This window comes from Streptomyces lydicamycinicus, assembly GCF_000829715.2.
GTDB classification, from domain to species: domain Bacteria; phylum Actinomycetota; class Actinomycetes; order Streptomycetales; family Streptomycetaceae; genus Streptomyces; species Streptomyces lydicamycinicus.
In genome coordinates this window covers 209,906-227,598 of record NZ_BBNO01000006.1, presented here as the reverse complement: position 1 = coordinate 227,598, position 17,693 = coordinate 209,906, and the positions used below count along the sequence as shown (strand labels likewise).

Below are 17,693 nucleotides of genomic sequence, written 5' to 3'. Positions count from 1 at the left end.
CGCCCGCAGGACCGGAGCGAACGCCGGGGCTCCCAACTTCTGGGACCAGGGCCGCCCGCGCCGAGGACGGGGTACCGGGCGTCCCCTCCGACCCGCCACCCACAACGCGTAGGCGCCCGGCGCCCAGCCCACGGCAAAAGCGCGGCATAAAGATCGGGTCGTTGTCAGAGGCGGCCGGTAGGCTCGTAAGCACGATGACCGAGGACATGTCCCCTGCTGAGCGCTATGCCGCCGCCAAGCTCCGGGCGGCCGAGCAGGCCACCGCACTCGCCCCTTTCCGTGAAATGTACGACTTCGGGCTGGATCCGTTCCAGATCGAGGCGTGTCAGGCTTTGGAGGCCGGCCAGGGAGTGCTGGTCGCGGCTCCTACTGGATCCGGCAAGACGATCGTCGGCGAATTCGCCGTCCATCTGGCCCTGGAGCAGGGCCGAAAATGCTTCTACACCACGCCCATCAAGGCGCTGTCCAACCAGAAGTACCAGGATCTGGTCAGGCGTTACGGTGCCGAGAAGGTCGGTCTGCTGACCGGCGACAACAGCGTCAACTCCGAGGCTCCGGTGGTCGTGATGACCACCGAGGTGCTGCGGAACATGCTCTATGCCGGTTCGCAGTCGCTGGTCGGCCTCGGCTATGTGGTCATGGACGAGGTGCACTACCTCTCCGACCGCTTCCGTGGCGCCGTCTGGGAAGAGGTGATCATCCATCTTCCCGAGTCGGTGACGCTGGTGTCACTGTCGGCGACGGTCTCCAACGCCGAGGAGTTCGGCGACTGGCTGGACACGGTGCGTGGCGACACCGCCGTGATCGTCTCTGAGCACCGGCCGGTGCCGCTGTGGCAGCACGTCCTCGCGGGGCGCCGGATATACGACCTGTTCGAGGAGCGGGACGGGCAGAGCGGCGGCCGCCGCGAGGTCAATCCCGATCTGGAGCGGCTGGCCCGGATGGAGAACAGCCGGCCGACGTTCGGACGGGACAAGCGCCGGGGCCGCAATATGCGGGAGGCGGACCGGGAGCGTGAGCGGCGGCAGCGCGCCCGTATCTGGACGCCGAGCCGGCCCGAGGTCATCGACCGTCTCGACAACGAGGGCCTGCTGCCCGCGATCACCTTCATCTTCAGCCGGGCCGGCTGCGAGGCGGCCGTCCAGCAGTGCCTGGCTTCGGGCCTGCGGCTCAATGACCAGGAGGGCCGCGAGCAGGTCCGTCGCATAGTGGAGGCGCGGACGGCCGGTATTCCGGATGACGACCTTCATGTGCTGGGCTACTTCGAGTGGTTGGAGGGCCTGGAGCGGGGCATCGCCGCGCACCATGCCGGCATGCTGCCGACCTTCAAGGAGGTCGTCGAGGAGCTGTTCGTGAAGGGCCTGGTCAAGGCCGTCTTCGCCACCGAGACGCTGGCGCTGGGCATCAACATGCCCGCGCGCTCCGTGGTGTTGGAAAAGCTGGTGAAGTGGAACGGTGAGCAGCACGCCGACATCACCCCCGGCGAGTACACCCAGCTGACCGGGCGGGCCGGGCGCCGCGGTATCGACATCGAGGGCCACGCGGTGGTGCTGTGGCAGCGGGGGATGGACCCGGGTGCGCTGGCCGGGCTCGCCGGGACGCGTACCTATCCGCTGCGGTCCTCGTTCAAGCCGTCGTACAACATGGCGGTCAACCTCGTCTCGCAGTTCGGCAGGCACCGTTCGCGGGAGCTGCTGGAGATGTCCTTCGCGCAGTTCCAGGCCGACAAGTCGGTGGTCGGGATCTCGCGGCAGGTGCAGAAGAACGAGGAGGGGCTGGAGGGTTACCGCGGCTCGATGACCTGCCACCTCGGTGACTTCGAGGAATACTCCCGGCTGCGGCGGCAGTTGAAGGACCGGGAGACGGAGCTGGCCAAGCAGGGCGCGGCGCAGCGGCGGGTGGCGGCCGCGGCGGCCCTGGAGAAGCTGAAGCCCGGCGATGTCATCCATGTGCCGACCGGCAAGTACGCGGGCCTCGCGCTGGTCCTCGACCCCGGGATGCCCTCGGGGCGGACGAACGGCCACCGCGGTTTCGACGCGCAGGACGGCCCGCGGCCGCTGGTGCTGACCGCCGAGCGGCAGGTCAAGCGGCTGGCCTCGATCGACTTTCCGGTGCCGGTCAAGGCGCTGGACCGGATGCGGATCCCCAGGTCGTTCAACGCCCGCAGTCCGCAGTCGCGCCGCGATCTGGCCTCCGCACTGCGGACGAAGGCCGGCCATGTCGCGCCGTCGCGGCACCGTAAGCCCCGTGCGGAGGCGGCCGATGACCGTGAGATCGCCCGGCTGCGTACGGAGATCCGGGCGCACCCCTGCCACGGCTGCGCCGAGCGGGAGGACCACGCGCGCTGGGCGGAGCGCTATCACCGACTGCTGCGCGACACCCGCCAGTTGGAGCGCCGGATCGAGGGCCGGACGAACACCATCGCCCGTACCTTCGACCGGATCTGCGCCCTGCTGACCGAGATGGACTACCTCGAAGGCGACACCGTCACCGACGAGGGCCGCCGGCTCGCCCGGCTCTACGGTGAGCTGGATCTGCTGGCGAGCGAGTGTCTGCGTGAGGGCGTCTGGGAGGGGCTGGGCCCCGCGGAGCTGGCGGCCTGCGCCTCGGCGCTCGTGTATGAGGCGCGGCAGGCGGATGACGCGGTGGCGCCCAAGCTGCCGGCCGGCAAGGCCAGGGACGCCCTGGGCGAGATGGTCCGCATCTGGGGCCGGCTGGACGCCCTGGAGGAGGATCACAAGATCAACCAGGCGGAAGGCGTCGGCCAGCGGGAGCCGGACCTCGGCTTCGCCTGGGCCGCCTACCGCTGGGCCTCCGGCTTCGGCCTCGACGACGTGCTCCGCGAGGCCGAGATGCCCGCCGGTGACTTCGTCCGCTGGTGCAAGCAGCTGATCGACGTCCTCGGCCAGATCGCGGCCGCGGCCCCGCCCGGCGGCACGGTCGCCCGCACGGCCCGTAAGGCCATGGACGGAGTCCTGCGCGGCGTGGTGGCGTACTCGTCGGTGGGCTGAGCACGACGGGCCTGGCAGTTGCGGCGGCGCCGCGCCCCGTTCGGAGGGGGCGCGGCGCCGACCGCTGTGGGTGCCGGAAAATCCCGCGCCGATTTCCCGCTCCGGTGGAACGCTGGGGGCATGATTGATCACATTGCGATTCAGGTGGCGGACGTTCCTGCCAGCGCGGCTTTTTATGACCGTGCCCTCGCCCCGCTCGGGGCCCAACGGACCAAGGAGTTCGGCGAGTTCATCAGCTTCGGCACCAGCGGGCACACGCTCTGGCTCGTCCCAGCGACCGACGACAGGCCCGCCCGTGAGGTGCACCTCGCCTTTGCGGCGCCCGACCGGGCGGCCGTCGACGCCTTCCATGCCGCTGCCGTCGAGGCCGGTGCCGAGTCCCTGCACACACCACGGCTGTGGCCTCAGTACCACGAGTCGTACTACGGGGCCTTCGTCCGTGACCTCGACGGCAACAACGTCGAAGCGGTCTGTCATACGCCCTAGGGGCGCTGTCCCGCAGCGGTCGGGGCCGGGTGCCACGGCGGTGTGGGGTCGGGGCGGCGGAGGCGGCGGCGGGCGGCCGCGCGGAGGGGGAGGAAGAGGAGGACGCCGAGGGGGGAGAGCAGCACGGTGAGCAGGAGCAGTGGCCCCATCACCAGTGGATGGATGCTGAGCTCCCGGGCCTCGCGGTACATCCACTGCCCCAGGAAGAGGTCCCAGGCGATCACCTGCGCCCAGATCGCGCCCGCTCCGCCGCCGAGGCGCAGCAGCTCCTGGAACCCCGCCAGATCGGGGCGGCTGATGGCGGCCCACAACTGCGGGAACACCGGGACGGCCAGGGCGAGATAGACCGCGAGGACCGGCACCATCGGCAGCGGGGAGGCGGCGATCCGGTCGGTCCAGCGCCACCCGGGGGCCAGGATCAGCAGTGCCCAGAACGGCGCCGCGAGGGTGAAGGCCAGGTCGAAGAGGGTGGGGGTGGTCATGCCGGCAACTCCTGTCCGGGCGTGTGTGGTTGGGGGACGCCACCTGGCGTGGCTGCGGGCGAGGACGGGGTTCCGGGGCCGGTCCCGCTGCCGGGGCGTCGTAGCGCGGCGAAGGTGCCGGCCGCCGTGGCCGCCGTGAGGGCCGCGAGGGCGCCGAGTGTCGCGCCGTCCGGGTGGATCAGGGCCTGGCCGCGCAGGGCCTGCCAGGTCACCAGTGCCAGCAGCGCGGTGGTCCAGCCGGCCGCGACCAGCACCAGGCGGAGGCGTATCCGCTCGTCCCGCAGCCGGGGGCAGCGGCCGGTCAGGGCCTCGATCGCGTAGAGGAAGAGGGGCAGCCCCTGGAGGGCGTGCATGCCGAGGAAGTGCGGGATACGCAGATCGCCGCCGGTGGTATTCCAGCCGGTCAGCGGCATGGCCGGGCCGCCGTCGGGGACGCCGACGCCGTGCGCGCCGACGAGGGTGCGCAGCGCGCCCGCGGCCTGCTGCTCCGGTGTGGGCATTGCCATCAGGCCGCCGAGCAGCAATCCGGCCAGGGCGAGCAGCAGTCCGAGCCGGATCGCCCAGGTCGCGGCGCGGTCACCCAGGCGGGCGCGGAAGAGCAGGACCGCGATGACGAGGGTGGCCACCCACAGGACCGCGATGGTGAGGCCCATGGTGATGAACAGGCCCTGGTCCAGCGGGGTTTCGATGTTGAAGTGGCTGCGCCGGCCGCGGATGGTCTGGCCGGTGATGATCGCCATCTCGATGGTTCCGGTCACCACGACGGTGTGTGCGGCCCACCGCCCGGTCCGGCTCGGTGGTGCGTGGCGGGACAGCATCCAGGCCAGCGTCAGCCCGTAGACGGCGAAGGAGACCGCGAACTTGAAGGGCTTGAGCCAGATGGGCGCGCCGACCAGGACCCGGTCGTCGACGAGCAGGCCGGCCGCCGCGACGACGGCGAGCCCGGCCATCGCCCAGGAGAAGGCGAGCAGTGAGCGGTATCTGGACATACGGATCCCCCGTGAGTAGATAGTGGCGCTTTCTGCTATCTGATAGCTGGACTATCTATGATGGGGGGCGGAATGGCAAGGCCGGGTGCGGGCGCCCGGCCATTTGGAGCGCCGGGGATATGGCCCCGGCGAGGGGAAGGGCGGCAGATGCGCATCGGGGAGTTGAGTCGCGAGACGGGTGTCGCGATCCCGACGATCAAGTACTACGTCCGCGAGGGGCTGTTGCCCGCGGGCCGGCTGACCAGCCCGAACCAGGCCAGTTACGACGCCGGGCATGTGCGCAGGCTGCGGCTGATCCGGGGGATGATCGACGTCGGGGGACTCTCGGTCTCGGCCGTGCGGGATGTGCTCGCCGCCGTCGACTCACCGGAGGAGTCGGTGCACAAGGTCCTCGGCGCGGCGCAGGAGGCGATCACCCCGCGGACGGCCGCCGCGCCGGAGGGGATGGAGGAGGCGCGGCGGACGGTCGCGGAGGTGATCCGGCGCCGCGGCTGGCGGGTCGGGCCGGAGAACCCGTCCTTCGAGAAGCTGGCCGTCGCACTGGCCACCCTCCGGGGTATCGCGCACGGCGATTTCGAGGAGGTCGTGGACGACTACGCCGAGGCCTGTGAGCAGGTCGCCGCCGCCGATCTGGCGTGGGCCGGACGCAATGCCGAGGTCGACGGGCTGGTGGAGAGCGTCGTGGTGGGGACCGTCCTGGGGGACGCGGTCCTCTCGGCGATGCGCCGGCTCGCGCATGTGGAGGCGTCGGCCCGCAGGTTCGAGAGTCTCGCGGAGGGGGCGGGGGCCGAGGGGACGGCGGGTCGATAGGGCGCGCGGCGCGACCGGGGTGCGTGGGAGCACGGAGTCGGCCGCAGCCACATCCAGGCCGGACCTGCCTCTCCCGGCCCCCGTACGACAGCGGGCCCTTCCCCGCGGCACTCGCCGGGAAGGGCCCGATTGGCTCCGCCGCGTCAGGAAGCCGCCGCGGCGGGCTCCTGTTCGGCCTCGACCTGCTGGTTCCAGTCGCGCTTGGCGGCCTGCCAGCCGTCCTCGTCGTGGCCGGTGCGCCAGTAGCCGGAGATGGACAGGGCCTCGCGGGGGATCTCGCGCTCGACGCGGAGCAGCCGTCGCAGTTCCTTCACGAAGCCGGCCTCGCCGTGCACGAACGCCTGGACCCGGCCGGACGGGAAGTCCAACGCCCGGACGGCGGCGACCAGTTCGCGGCCGACCGGGGCGCCGCCGCGGTACAGCCAGCTGATCTCGGCGTCGGCCGGTGCGTCCAGCTCCTGGCGCTCCTCCGGTCCCGCCACCTCGATGAAGGCGCGCACCGGCACCCCCGCGGGTATCCGGGCGAGCGAGGCCGCGATGGCCGGCAGGGCGCTCTCGTCGCCCGCCAGCAGATGCCAGTCGGCGGCGGCCTCCGGGACGTAGGCGCCGCCGGGGCCGAGCAGGAAGATCTCGTCGCCCGGCTGTGCCGCGGCCGCCCAGGGCCCGGCCAGACCCTCGTCGCCGTGCACCACGAAGTCCACGGTCAGCTCGCGGGTCACGGAGTCCCAGGCGCGGACGGTGTACGTACGGGTGCTGGGCCACTGGTCGCGCGGGAACTCCTCGCGGATCCGCGCGATGTCGAACGGCTCGGGGTAGGCGACGCCGGGCCGCGGGAAGACCAGCTTGACGTAATGGTCGGAGTACTCGCCCGCGGTGAACTCCGCCAGCCCTTCACCGCCCAGCACCACCCGGACCATGTGCGGGGTGAGCTGCTCGGTGCGCCGCACCCGGGCGCGGTGCACGGCGGGCTTCTTGCGGGACGGACGCTCTGCTGCCACGGCAATCTCCCCTGACGCCAGTGTTGTTAGGTTTACCTAACCTAACAGTTCACCGGCGAAGTGTGAGGAGCAGCCGCTGGAGGGCGCCGCCGAGGCCCCACTGGGCGGCGAGTGCTTCCAGGCGCTCCGGGTCGGCCGGTTCGACGGGCAGGGTGTGGTCGACGGCGGGCACCGGCACATCGGTGGCCACCTTCACGACCTTCGGGGCGACTGCCACGTACGGGCGCGACTCCAGCAGCCGCTTGCGCTGTGCGGGGGTCACCTTCGAGGCGGGGTCGTCGGCGGCGGCCATGATGCCCGCCAGATCGCCGTAGGTGGCCAGCAGTTTGGCGGCGGTCTTCTCGCCGATCCCCGGGACGCCGGGCAGGCCGTCGCTGGGGTCGCCGCGCAGCAGTGCCAGATCGGCGTAGCCGGGGCCGTCCACCCCGTACTTCTCCCGCAGCAGGGCCTCGTCGGTGACCTGGAGGGTGCCGACGCCCTTGAGCGGATACAGGATGCGGATGCCGCGCCGGTCGTCGACGAGCTGGAAGAGGTCGCGGTCGCCGGTGACGATGTCCACCGGGCCCGTTGCCCGGTCGGTCAGGGTGCCGATGACGTCGTCGGCCTCGTAGCCGTCCGCTCCGATACGGGCGATGCCCAGGGCGTCCAGGACCTCCTCGATGACCGGGACCTGCGGCGAGAGGGTGTCGGGGATCTCTTCCTCGTCGGGCTCCGCGGACCCGGCCGGGGCCTCCTCGGCGACCCGGTGTGCCTTGTAGGAGGGGATCAGATCGACCCGCCACTGGGGGCGCCAGTCGAAGTCCATGCAGGCCACCAGGTCATCGGGGTGGTGGTCCTGGACGAGCCGGGCGATGAAGTCCAGCAGTCCGCGCACCGCGTTCACCGGGGTGCCGTCCGGAGCTTTGACTGATTCCGGTACCCCGAAATAGGCGCGGAAGTAGAGCGAGGCGGTGTCGAGGAGCATCAGGCGTCGAGTCACATCCCGCATCTTGCCGTATGCCCCATACGTCACACAGGTGTGAGCTGGCTCACCGTTGTGTTTGAGCCAGATAAAGAGGGGCAGACGCGGACCCGGAGTGGACCAGGTCGGGATTCAACTATTCGACCGGTAAACGCGGGCCGACCCCGTGCCGCTCCACGACCTGGCTACGGGGGTGGCAGGACGTTCTCCGCACAACAAGAGAGGCATATGTGTCCAGGCTGCAAGCCGAGCATCTGTACAAGGTGTTCGGCAGACGACCCGAGGACGCGGTCCGCAAGCTCGAAGCCGGCGCGAGCCGGGACGAGCTGCGGGCCGACGGCACCACCGCGGCGGTGATCGACGCGTCGATCGAGGTCGACGAGGGCCAGATCTTCGTCGTCATGGGTCTGTCCGGGTCCGGTAAGTCCACCCTGTTGCGCATGCTCAACGGGCTGCTGGAGCCGACCGCCGGAACCGTCCGGATCGACGGCCAGGACCTCACCTCGCTCAGCGACAAGGAGCTGCGCAAGGTCCGCTCCGAGAAGATCTCCATGGTCTTCCAGCACTTCGCGCTCTTCCCGCACCGCAGTGTGCTGGAGAACGCCGCCTACGGCCTGGAGGTGCAGGGCGTCCCCCGCGCCGAGCGCACCAGGCGCGCCACCGAGGCACTGGAACTCACCGGGCTCAAGGGCTGGGAGAAGTCCTGGCCCGACGAGCTGTCCGGCGGTATGCAGCAGCGGGTGGGCCTGGCCAGGGCGCTGGCCACCGATGCCGATCTGCTGCTGATGGACGAGTCCTTCAGCGCGCTCGACCCGCTGATCCGCCGCGATATGCAGGACCAGCTGCTCGAACTCCAGAAGACCCTGAAGAAGACCATCGTCTTCATCACCCACGACCTCAACGAGGCGATGCGCCTCGGCGACAAGATCGCGGTGATGCGGGACGGGCAGATCGTGCAGATCGGCAGCGCCGAGGACATCCTCGTCCGGCCCGCCAACGACTACGTCGCGTCCTTCATCCAGGACGTGGACCGCAGCCGGGTGCTGACCGCCGGTGCGGTCATGGCCGAGGTCGGCACGGTGCTCGGCAGCACCACGCCGGACGGCGGAAAGCTCGGCACGGCAGCGGAGTTCCGCGCCGCGGCACCGGCGACCGTCGATGTCGACACCCCGCTGGTGGAGCTGTTCGCGCCGTGCTCGGCCAGCAGCGTGCCGGTCGCGGTGACGGACGCGAAGGGTGCGCTGGTCGGTGCCGTATCGGCCGAGCGGCTGCTCGCGGTGCTCGGCGAGCCCGCGGAGCAGGACGCGACCCCCGCCCTCCCCGCACAGCCCCTGGTGAAGACCTCCGCCGAGGCCCACGGGGACAACGAGCCCGAGGACAAGGTGATCGCCGGTGCCTAGGATCCAGATAGGCAGCTGGGCCGAGGGCGCCGTCAACTGGCTGCGCGACAACCTCGACTGGCTCTTCACCCTCATCACGAAGGTGCTGAACGGTCTCTACGACGCGATTCACACCGTGCTCTCCGGGCCCGAACCGCTGCTGCTGGCCGGCATCCTCGCGGTGCTCGCCTGGTGGCTGCGCGGTCTGCCGGCCGCCGCACTCACCTTCCTCGGCTTCGCCCTGATCGACTCGGTCGAGCAGTGGGGCCCGACCATCGAGTCGCTGTCCCTGGTGCTGGTGGCCTGCCTGATCACCGTGGTGGTCGCGGTGCCGCTCGGTATCTGGGCGGCCCGCAGCCGGCTCGTCGGCGGTGTGCTGCGTCCGGTCCTGGACCTGATGCAGACCATGCCGGCGATGGTCTACCTCATCCCCGGCATCCTCTTCTTCGGCCTCGGTGTCGTCCCCGGCATCGTCGCCACCATCGTCTTCGCCATGCCGCCCGCGGTCCGGATGACCGAACTCGGCATCCGGCAGGTCGACGCGGAACTGGTCGAGGCGGCCGAGGCGTTCGGCACCCACCCGCGGCGCACGCTCTTCCGCGTCCAGCTGCCGCTGGCACTGCCCACGATCATGGCCGGTATCAACCAGGTCATCATGCTGGCGCTGTCCATGGTCGTCATCGCCGGTATGGTCGGCGGCGGCGGTCTCGGCGGGTCCGTCTACAACGCGATCAGCTCGGTCGATGTGGCGCTGGGCGCCGAGGGCGGCATCGCGGTCGTCATCCTCGCCATGTACCTGGACCGGATGACCGGCGCGCTCAACCAGCGGGTCTCCCCGCTCGGCCGGCGGGCGCTGGCCAAGGCGCAGGCGGCGCTCGGCGGCCTGAAGTTCCTGCACTGGCGGCCCGCCACCTCCGTGGCCATGGCCGGCGTCGTGGTGCTGGCGCTGCTCGCCGGCGGGATGGGCATGACGGGCAAGGGCGGCGGCCAGGCCGGCGGCGGCAACGGCCGTCCGATCAGCCTGGGCTACGTCAACTGGGACGAGGGCAAGGCCACCACGTACCTCTGGAAGGAAATCCTGGAGGAGCGCGGCTACAAGCCCAAGGTCCAGGCCCTGGAGGCCGGTCCGCTGTTCGCCGGCCAGGCCCGTGGTGACGTCGACGTACAGACCAACGCCTGGCTGCCGACCACCCACGCCTCGTACTGGAAGAAGTACAAGAACAAGCTGGAAGACCTCGGCGCCTGGTACGACAAGACCTCCCTGGAGATCGCGGTCCCGTCCTACATGAAGGGCGTCAAGACCCTCGACGACCTCAAGGGCAAGGGCGGCGAGTTCAGCGGCAAGATCACCGGTATCGAGCCGGGCGCCGGCGAGATGAAGATCCTCAAGGACAAGGTCCTCAAGGACTACGGCCTGGGCGGCGAGTACAAGGTCCAGGAGTCCAGCACCGCGTCCATGCTCAGCGAGCTGGACCGCTCCGTGCACGCCAAGAAGCCGATCGCGGTCACGCTGTGGTCGCCGCACTGGGCGTACGACAAGTACCCGCTCACCAAGCTCAAGGACCCCAAGGGCTCCTTCGGTTCCGGTGACGGCCTGCACCTGCTGGGCCGCAAGGGCTTCGCCAAGGACGAGCCCGAGGTCGCCCGGTGGATGAAGAACTTCCACCTGGACGAGAAGCAGCTCACCAGCCTTGAGAACGACATCAAGAGCGCCGGTGAGGGCCATGAGCAGGACGGTGTGCGCACCTGGCTGAAGAAGCACCCCGGTCTGGTCGACAAGGTCGCCCCGTCCGCCGACGCCTCCTACGCCAAGGGCAAGGACGCCGGCAAGGCACCGAACATCGGCTACCCCGCGTGGGACGAGGGCATCGCCACCACGTACCTGTGGAAGAACGTCCTGGAGAAGCGCGGTTACCGGCCGGACATCCGCAACCTCGATGTCGGACCGATGTGGACCGGACTGTCCACCGGCCAGATCGACGTGGAGACGGACGGCTGGCTGCCGGTCGCGCAGAAGCAGTACTGGGACAAGTACAAGAAGGATCTGGTCGACGTCGGGGCCTGGTACGACAAGACCTCGCTGGAGATCGCGGTGCCGTCCTACGTCAAGGGTGTGAAGACCCTGGACGATCTGCGGGAGCACAAGGACGAGTTCAAGGGCAAGATCATCGGGATCGAGCCGGGTACCGGCGAGATGAAGCGCCTCAAGGACACCGTCGCTCCCGCGTACGGCCTTCAGGACTTCGAGGTCACCTCGGCCGGTACCAGCGCGATGCTGACGGAGCTGGACCGGGCGTACCACAAGAAGGAGCCGGTCGCGGTGGTGCTGTGGTCGCCGCACTGGGCCTACAGCAAGTACAAGCTCACCAAGCTCAAGGACCCCAAGGGCACCTGGGGCGCCAACAACCAGATCAAGACGCTCGGCAACAAGAGCTTCCCGGAGAAGTTCCCGGAGTTCCACGGCTGGCTGAAGAACTGGAAGATGAGCGCCGACGAGCTCGGCAGCCTGGAGCAGGACATCCAGGACGCCGGCAAGGGCAACGAGAACAAGGGCGTCGAGAAGTGGATCGCCGACCATCCGGGCATCGTCGACAAGATGGCGCCGGTGAAGTAGGCGGACCGGGCGCGTAGTTCGCGCGGCTCCGCGCCGTGCGGCCGCTGAGCCCTGTGGCGCGGTGAGCCCCGCCCCCGGCAGTTGCCGGGTGGCGGGGCTCGTTGCTGCGCGAGGTCGGTGCGGCACGGCAGCGGTGGATCACCCGACCGGCGGCGTTTGCTGCGCGGCGGGCCGGGACAGGTGATTCGCTCTGCTGTGTGCCCGTTTTTCCTGAGGGGCCGCCGTGGTCGCGGCCGGCGAAGGAGATGATCGTGAAGCCCGCACATTCCGCCGTCGTCGCCCTGCTCGGCCTCACCGTCCTGGGGCTCGCCGCGCCCACCGCCGCCGCCCGGGTCGAGCCCGATCCGGTGGTGGCCGGACAACGGGTGAGTATCAGCGACGGCGGGCAGTGTGCCCGGGACGGTGCGGCGCGGGTGTCGTCGCGGCTGTTCGGCCCGGTGGTGCTGCGGCCGGGGGAGGGCGGGATGGGTGCCCGGGCCCGGGTCGCCGAGGGGGCCGCGCCGGGCCGCTACCCGGTCACCATCCACTGTGCGTCGGGCGGGGCGAGCTTCACCGAGACCGTCACGGTGCGCGACGGCCGGGTCGAGGGGCTGAACGCCGCCCAGGCGGCGGGCGGTCTGGCGCTGCTGGCGCTCGCCGCGGGTGCGGCGTTCTGGCTGCGGCGTACGGTCGGCGGACGGTCCTGAGGGCCGGGCAGCGGGTGACACCGGCCTGCTGCCCGCGTGGTGCCGGGCGCGTACCGTGAGCGGATGACCGGTCAGCGTTCCCCCCGGCGCGTGGTGTCCCTGGTGCCCTCCCTCACCGAGGCGGTGGCGGCGAGCGCGCCCGAGCTGCTGGCCGGAGTCACCGACTGGTGCAGCCACCCCGCCGGGCTCGACGTCCCCCGTATCGGCGGCACCAAGAATCCGGACGTCGGCCGGATCGCGGCACTGGCACCGGAGCTGGTGATCGCGAACGAGGAGGAGAACCGTCCGCAGGATCTGGACGCGCTGCGGGCCGCCGGGCTCAGCGTCCTGGTCACCGAGGTGCGGACGCTGGACCAGGCGTGGCGCGAACTGGCGCGGGTGCTGGTGACCGGCTGCGGACTGCCCCGGCCCGAGTGGCTGGACGCCGCCGAGGCCGCCTGGCGCGAACTGCCGGTCCCGGCGACGGAGCGGACGGCGGTGGTGCCGGTCTGGCGCCGGCCGTGGATGGTGCTGGGCCGGGACACCTTCGCCGGCGATGTCCTGTCCCGTCTGGGCGTACGGAACCGGTACGCGGACCACACCGAGCGCTACCCCCGTATCCCGCTCGACGAGCTCAACGCCGGGGCCGCCGATCTCGTGGTGCTGCCCGACGAGCCCTATCGCTTCAGCGCCGAGGACGGCCCCGAGGCGTTCCCCGGCCTGCCCGCCGCGCTGGTCAGCGGCCGCAGTCTGACCTGGTACGGGCCGTCGCTGGTGACGGCTCCGGCCGTGCTGGCACAGGCGCTGGCCGGAGCCCGGTGAGGGCGCGGGGGACGGCTACGACGTGACCGGCCGGGGCGGGGCCGGCAGGTGGCCGCGGGCCAGGCCGACGGCGGTGCGGGTGCCGGCCACCGCCACCGCCGTCACGAGGGCCGCGAACAGTGCCGCGGCGAGCCAGCCGAAGGCGTTCAGACCGGTGTGCCGGGCCAGGCCGGCCGCGCCCGTGACGCAGGTCCCCAGGGGGAAGGTGAAGCCCCACCAGGTCATCGAGAAGCCCATGCCCCGGCGGACGGCGCGGATCACCATCGCGGTGGCGAGCGCCAGCCAGAGCAGCGCGAAGCCCATCACCGGGACGCCGTAGAGCACCGCGAAGGCGTCCATGGCGTGTGCGGTGGTGGGGGCCACGACGCCCGGTGCGGCGTCGGCGAGGTTGTTCACCGCGGTGGTGGACTGACCGAGCGGGCCGAGGACGAGGAACAGCGTGGGGGTGAGCGCCAGGGGGAGCGGGCCGTGGTGGATCAGCCGGGACAGCACCAGCGGCAGCACGAGCAGCGTGGCCAGCAGGGACATGCCGAACAGGGCGTAGCAGCCGAACAGCAGGGCCCGCTGCCACTGGCCGGCCGGCAGCTGTGGCACCAGCGCCGGGCCGAGCGCCGCCGAGACCATCGGGGCGACCAGCGGCAGCAGCCAGACGGGGGAGGCGCTGCCGGGCTCGATCCGGTGCCGGGTCACCATCAGATACGGGATGGCCGCGGCGCCCACCAGGCCGGTCAGGGTGCCCACGGTCCACAGGACGGCGTCGGCGGCCACCGCGGCCGGTGTGCCGATCACGTCCCGGCCCACCGCGAGCGTGCCGCCGCCGACCGCCAGCAGGGCCATGGCGAGACAGCCGTAGAACGGGGCGACGGCCGGGTCCAGCAGCTGGCGGCGTGCCTGGTCGCCGTGGCGGACCCAGTGCACGGTTCTGGCGGCCAGCAGCGTCAGCAGCATCAGCACGGACAGCGCCCAGACCGCCTGGTACCCGGTGCGCGCACCGGGCCCGGTGAACGGCAGGACCGCACCGGCGTTGGCGACGATCGCGGTGCCCATGACGGCGGCGTACCAGTTCGGCCCGAGATGACGAACGGAGGCCGGGGCCGGGGTGCGCGGGGCGCCGGGGGCCGAGGTGCCGGTGCGGGAAGGTGCTTGCGCGAGGGTTGCCATGGGAACAGCCTTGCCGCCCCGGACGGCCGCCACCAGGGACCCTCTGTCTATGAGGGCATAAGCTGGGGTTATGTGCAGGGGGATTTATGAGTGCTGAGGACGAGTCCGTCGCCGTCTCGCTGGCGCACCGGGTCCCGGATCTCGGCGCGTTGGAGCTGCTGCTCGCCGTCGCCCGGCTCGGGAGTCTGGGGCGGGCCGCCCGGGCGCGGGGCATCACCCAGCCCGCCGCCAGCAGCCGTATCCGGTCGATGGAGCGGCAGTTGGGGGTGGCGCTGGTGGAGCGCTCGCCGCGCGGCTCCCGGCTGACGGATGCCGGAGCGCTGGTGACGGACTGGGCGCGGCGGGTGGTGGAGGCGGCCGAGGCCTTCGACGCGGGGGCGCAGGCGCTGCGCGGGCGGCGCGATTCCCGGTTGCGGGTCGCGGCCAGCATGACGATCGCCGAGTATCTGCTGCCGGGCTGGCTGATCGCCCTGCGCGCCCAGCGGCCCGGCACCGCCGTCTCGCTGCTGGCGGGCAACTCCAGTGTGGTGGCCGAGCGGTTGCTGGGCGGCGCGGCGGATCTCGGATTCGTCGAGGGGCTTGAGGTGCCGGCGGGGCTGGACGGGACGGTCATCGGGCAGGACCGGCTGATCGTGGTCGCCGCGCCGTCCCACCCCTGGTCCCGGCGCCGTACGGAGCTGACCGCCGCCGAACTGGCCGCCACCCCGCTGATCCTGCGCGAGCGCGGTTCGGGGACCCGCCAGGTGCTGGACGCGGCGCTCGCCCGGCACGGCGGCCTGGCCGAACCGCTCCTGGAACTCGCCTCCACCACCGCCGTGAAGGCGGCGGTGGTGAGCGAGGCGGCGCCGTCCGTGCTCAGCGAACTCGCCGTCGGTGAGGAGCTGACCGCGCGCCGGCTGGTGGAGATTCCGGTGCGCGGACTGCGTCTGGGCCGGGAGTTGCGCGCCGTGTGGCCCACCGGTCAGCGGCCCGCGGGCCCGGCCCGCGACCTGCTCGGGCTGACGCGCGGCACGCCCTGAGGCCGGGGCCGGCCCGGCCGGTCTCACTCCGCCGGGGACGCCCCGCGTGCCGCCGCGACCAGCGCGTCCATCACCCGGGTGTCGTCCCCGGCCTCCGGGTGCCACTGCACCGCCAGTGCGAAGCCGTAGGCGCCCGGGAGTTCCAGCGCCTCGATGGTGCCGTCCTCCGCGTACGCCGAGGCCAGCAGCCCGCGGCCGATCCGGTCCACGGCCTGGTGGTGGTAGGTCGGCACGGCGACCGGCTCGGGGAGCGTACGGCCCAGCAGCGTCCCGGGGACCGGCTTGATCTCGTGCTGCTCGAAGACCCCGGGCGCCCCGGCGTGCCCGTCGAGGTGCTGGATGAGGGAGCCGCCCAGCGCCACGTTCAGCAGCTGGAGCCCGCGGCAGATGCCCAGCAGTGGGACGCCGCCCGCCAACGCGGCCTCGATCAGGGCCAGTTCCCAGGCGTCCCGGTCCAGGGCGGGCGGGCCGGTCCTGGGGTGTGGCTCGGCGCCGTAGCGCGCCGGCTGGACATCCGCGCCGCCGGCGATCACCAGGCCGTCCAGGCGGGCGACGGCCGCGGCGGCGGTGGCCGGATCGCCCGGCGGCAGCAGCGCGGCCAGCCCGCCCGAGCGCTGCACCAGCTTGGGGTACCCGGCGGGCACCAGCGCGGCGGGCAGCGACCACACCCCCCACCGGGCCTCTTCCTGGTAGGTGCTGATGCCGATGAGGGGCTGGGACATGGGGTGTGGTCCTCCGTGCGTACGTGGGTGGGTGCGGTGCGGGGACGGCCGGGGCCGGCCGGGAGGTCCCGGCCGGCCGTGGGGCGTGTCCCGAGGGTGCCGGTCAGGTGCGTTCGAGCTCCGCCTCCGCCGCCGCCAGCGCCGCGAACTCCTCCTCGGGGGCCGAGGCCACCAGCCGGTGCCGGGAGTAGAAGGCGAAGTAGGCGAGCGCCACGACGTAGACACCGAGGGCGATGAAGGCGGCTTCCTTGTCCACCAGGAACGTCGCCACCAGCGCCGAGCAGGCCAGCACGAAGGCGACCGACGAGGTCAGCATGCCGCCGGGGGTGCGGTAGGGGCGGGGCAGTCCGGGCTCGCGGCGGCGCAGCACGATGTGGGAGAGCGCCATCAGCGCATAGGAGATGGTGGCGCCGAAGACGGCGACATTGAGCATCCGGGCGCCGTCGCCGGTGGCCGCGGCCAGCGCGAAGCCCAGTGCGCCGGGCACCAGCAGGCCCAGGTAGGGGGCCTTGCGGCGGCTGGTCAGGGAGAGGAAGCGGGGCAGGTAGCCGGCCCGGGAGAGCGCGAAGAGCTGGCGGGAACCGGCGAAGATCAGGGAGAAGAAGGAGGCCACCAGGCCCGCGAGCCCCGCGTAGTTGACGATCCGGCTGACGGTGGTCGGCTCGCCGTGCGGCTGGAGCGCCTGGACCAGCGGATCGCCCACCGACTGGATCGCCGCCGAGCCGCGCGCACCGGTCGCCGCGACAAAGGTGATCAGGGCGAGCACCAGCAGGATGCCCATCGCGGCGGCCATCGCCTTGGGCAGCGAACGGGCCGGGTCCTTGGTCTCCTCGGCCGCCAGCGGGACGCCCTCGACGCCCAGGAAGAACCACATACCGAACGGGAAGGCCGCCCAGATCCCCAGGATGCCGAACGGCAGCCAGGAGTTGGCCCCGAAGGCGCCGGCCTTGACGGGGATGTCGTTGAGCGAGTCGACATGGAAGTCGGTCAGCGCGGCGATCGCGAAGACGACGACCGCGGCGACCGCGATGGCGGTGACGATCAGGCTGAAGCGCAGTGCCTCGCCCACGCCCCACAGATGGATCCCGATGAAGATCGCGAAGCAGGCGAGATACACCGGCCAGCTGGAGTGCAGACCGAACAGGCCGAGCGATTCGACGTAGTCACCGATGAAGATGGAGATCGCGGCGGGCGCCAGCACATATTCGATCAGGATCGCGGTGCCGGTCAGAAAGCCGCCCCAGGTGCCCAGGGCGCGCCGGGCGAAGCCGTAGCCGCCGCCCGCGGTCGGCAGGATCGAGGCCAGCTCCGCCAGCGCGAAGACCAGACAGGTGTACATCAGGCCCATCAGGACGGCGGCGATCGCCAGGCCGCCGAAGCCGCCCTGCGCCAGACCGTTGTTCCATCCGGAGAAATCGCCGGAGACGACATAGGCGACGCCCAGGCCGGTCAGCAGCAGGGGTCCCGCGCTGCCGCGGCGCAGCGTCCGCCGCTCCAGATAGGTCTCGTCGGGGGATGTGCCGCCCGCGGACCCGGTGGGCGGTGCGGTCTGCGTTTCCGTGTTGTCGGCCATG

At 71.7% G+C, this 17,693-nt stretch carries 15 protein-coding genes; 8 read left to right on the top strand and 7 right to left on the bottom strand.

Annotated elements, in window-relative coordinates; translation table 11 throughout:
- The first annotated feature begins 194 nt into the window (after nt 1-194).
- Together TU31_RS21435 and TU31_RS21430 are read left to right on the top strand one after the other, a co-directional pair.
- Nucleotides 195-3,011 carry a DEAD/DEAH box helicase gene (locus TU31_RS21435; RefSeq protein WP_042157121.1) on the top strand — a complete coding sequence of 939 codons (2,817 nt, stop codon included), beginning with the start codon at nt 195-197 and terminating at the stop codon, nt 3,009-3,011.
- Between the two features lie 120 nt (nt 3,012-3,131).
- Nucleotides 3,132-3,497, top strand: coding sequence for a VOC family protein (locus TU31_RS21430; RefSeq protein ID WP_042157119.1), 366 nt, complete (start codon nt 3,132-3,134; stop codon nt 3,495-3,497).
- On the opposite strand, the gene TU31_RS21425 is transcribed toward TU31_RS21430, so the two are convergent.
- Both TU31_RS21425 and TU31_RS21420 read right to left on the bottom strand, forming a co-directional pair.
- The gene (locus TU31_RS21425; RefSeq protein ID WP_042157117.1) at nt 3,494-3,979 is read right to left on the bottom strand and encodes an ABA4-like family protein; all 486 of its coding nucleotides are present in this window, start codon (nt 3,977-3,979) and stop codon (nt 3,494-3,496) included. The genes TU31_RS21430 and TU31_RS21425 overlap by 4 nt on opposite strands.
- The gene (locus tag TU31_RS21420; RefSeq protein WP_052719009.1) at nt 3,976-4,929 is read right to left on the bottom strand and encodes a hypothetical protein; all 954 of its coding nucleotides are present in this window, start codon (nt 4,927-4,929) and stop codon (nt 3,976-3,978) included. Before TU31_RS21420 ends, TU31_RS21425 begins: the two co-directional genes overlap by 4 nt.
- Nucleotides 4,930-5,115: 186 nt before the next feature.
- Between TU31_RS21420 and TU31_RS21415 the strand changes: the two genes are divergently transcribed.
- On the top strand, nt 5,116-5,778 hold the full coding sequence (locus tag TU31_RS21415; protein ID WP_042157115.1) for a MerR family transcriptional regulator: 663 nt from the start codon (nt 5,116-5,118) through the stop codon (nt 5,776-5,778).
- 143 nt (nt 5,779-5,921) lie between these two features.
- On the opposite strand, the gene TU31_RS21410 is transcribed toward TU31_RS21415, so the two are convergent.
- Together TU31_RS21410 and TU31_RS21405 are read right to left on the bottom strand one after the other, a co-directional pair.
- Nucleotides 5,922-6,776, bottom strand: coding sequence for a siderophore-interacting protein (locus TU31_RS21410; RefSeq protein ID WP_042157113.1), 855 nt, complete (start codon nt 6,774-6,776; stop codon nt 5,922-5,924).
- Nucleotides 6,777-6,825: 49 nt separating this feature from the next.
- Nucleotides 6,826-7,740 carry a 5'-3' exonuclease gene (locus TU31_RS21405; protein ID WP_042157112.1) on the bottom strand — a complete coding sequence of 305 codons (915 nt, stop codon included), beginning with the start codon at nt 7,738-7,740 and terminating at the stop codon, nt 6,826-6,828.
- Nucleotides 7,741-7,967: 227 nt separating this feature from the next.
- Between TU31_RS21405 and TU31_RS21400 the strand changes: the two genes are divergently transcribed.
- The 4 genes from TU31_RS21400 to TU31_RS21385 all read left to right on the top strand — a co-directional run bounded on the left by TU31_RS21400 (nt 7,968) and on the right by TU31_RS21385 (nt 13,217).
- Nucleotides 7,968-9,137: a quaternary amine ABC transporter ATP-binding protein gene (locus TU31_RS21400; RefSeq protein ID WP_042157110.1), complete on the top strand. Its 1,170-nt coding sequence runs from the start codon at nt 7,968-7,970 to the stop codon at nt 9,135-9,137.
- On the top strand, nt 9,130-11,730 hold the full coding sequence (locus TU31_RS21395) for an ABC transporter permease/substrate binding protein (protein ID WP_042157108.1): 2,601 nt from the start codon (nt 9,130-9,132) through the stop codon (nt 11,728-11,730). Before TU31_RS21400 ends, TU31_RS21395 begins: the two co-directional genes overlap by 8 nt.
- Nucleotides 11,731-11,975: 245 nt before the next feature.
- Complete coding sequence (locus TU31_RS21390; RefSeq protein ID WP_042157106.1) at nt 11,976-12,416, top strand: hypothetical protein; 441 nt, start codon at nt 11,976-11,978, stop codon at nt 12,414-12,416.
- A gap of 63 nt (nt 12,417-12,479) precedes the next feature.
- The gene (locus tag TU31_RS21385; protein WP_042157104.1) at nt 12,480-13,217 is read left to right on the top strand and encodes a helical backbone metal receptor; all 738 of its coding nucleotides are present in this window, start codon (nt 12,480-12,482) and stop codon (nt 13,215-13,217) included.
- Nucleotides 13,218-13,232: 15 nt separating this feature from the next.
- On the opposite strand, the gene TU31_RS21380 is transcribed toward TU31_RS21385, so the two are convergent.
- The gene (locus tag TU31_RS21380; RefSeq protein WP_042157568.1) at nt 13,233-14,378 is read right to left on the bottom strand and encodes a TDT family transporter; all 1,146 of its coding nucleotides are present in this window, start codon (nt 14,376-14,378) and stop codon (nt 13,233-13,235) included.
- 86 nt (nt 14,379-14,464) lie between these two features.
- On the opposite strand from TU31_RS21380, the gene TU31_RS21375 reads away from it, so the two are divergent.
- Nucleotides 14,465-15,397: a LysR family transcriptional regulator gene (locus TU31_RS21375; protein ID WP_042157102.1), complete on the top strand. Its 933-nt coding sequence runs from the start codon at nt 14,465-14,467 to the stop codon at nt 15,395-15,397.
- 23 nt (nt 15,398-15,420) lie between these two features.
- Here the strand turns inward: TU31_RS21375 and TU31_RS21370 are convergent, their stop codons facing one another.
- Together TU31_RS21370 and eat are read right to left on the bottom strand one after the other, a co-directional pair.
- Entirely contained in the window at nt 15,421-16,119 is a 699-nt protein-coding gene (locus TU31_RS21370) for a gamma-glutamyl-gamma-aminobutyrate hydrolase family protein (protein ID WP_042157101.1), read from the bottom strand.
- 103 nt (nt 16,120-16,222) lie between these two features.
- The gene (gene eat / locus TU31_RS21365; RefSeq protein ID WP_042157099.1) at nt 16,223-17,692 is read right to left on the bottom strand and encodes an ethanolamine permease; all 1,470 of its coding nucleotides are present in this window, start codon (nt 17,690-17,692) and stop codon (nt 16,223-16,225) included.
- Between the last annotated feature and the right edge of the window lies 1 nt (nt 17,693).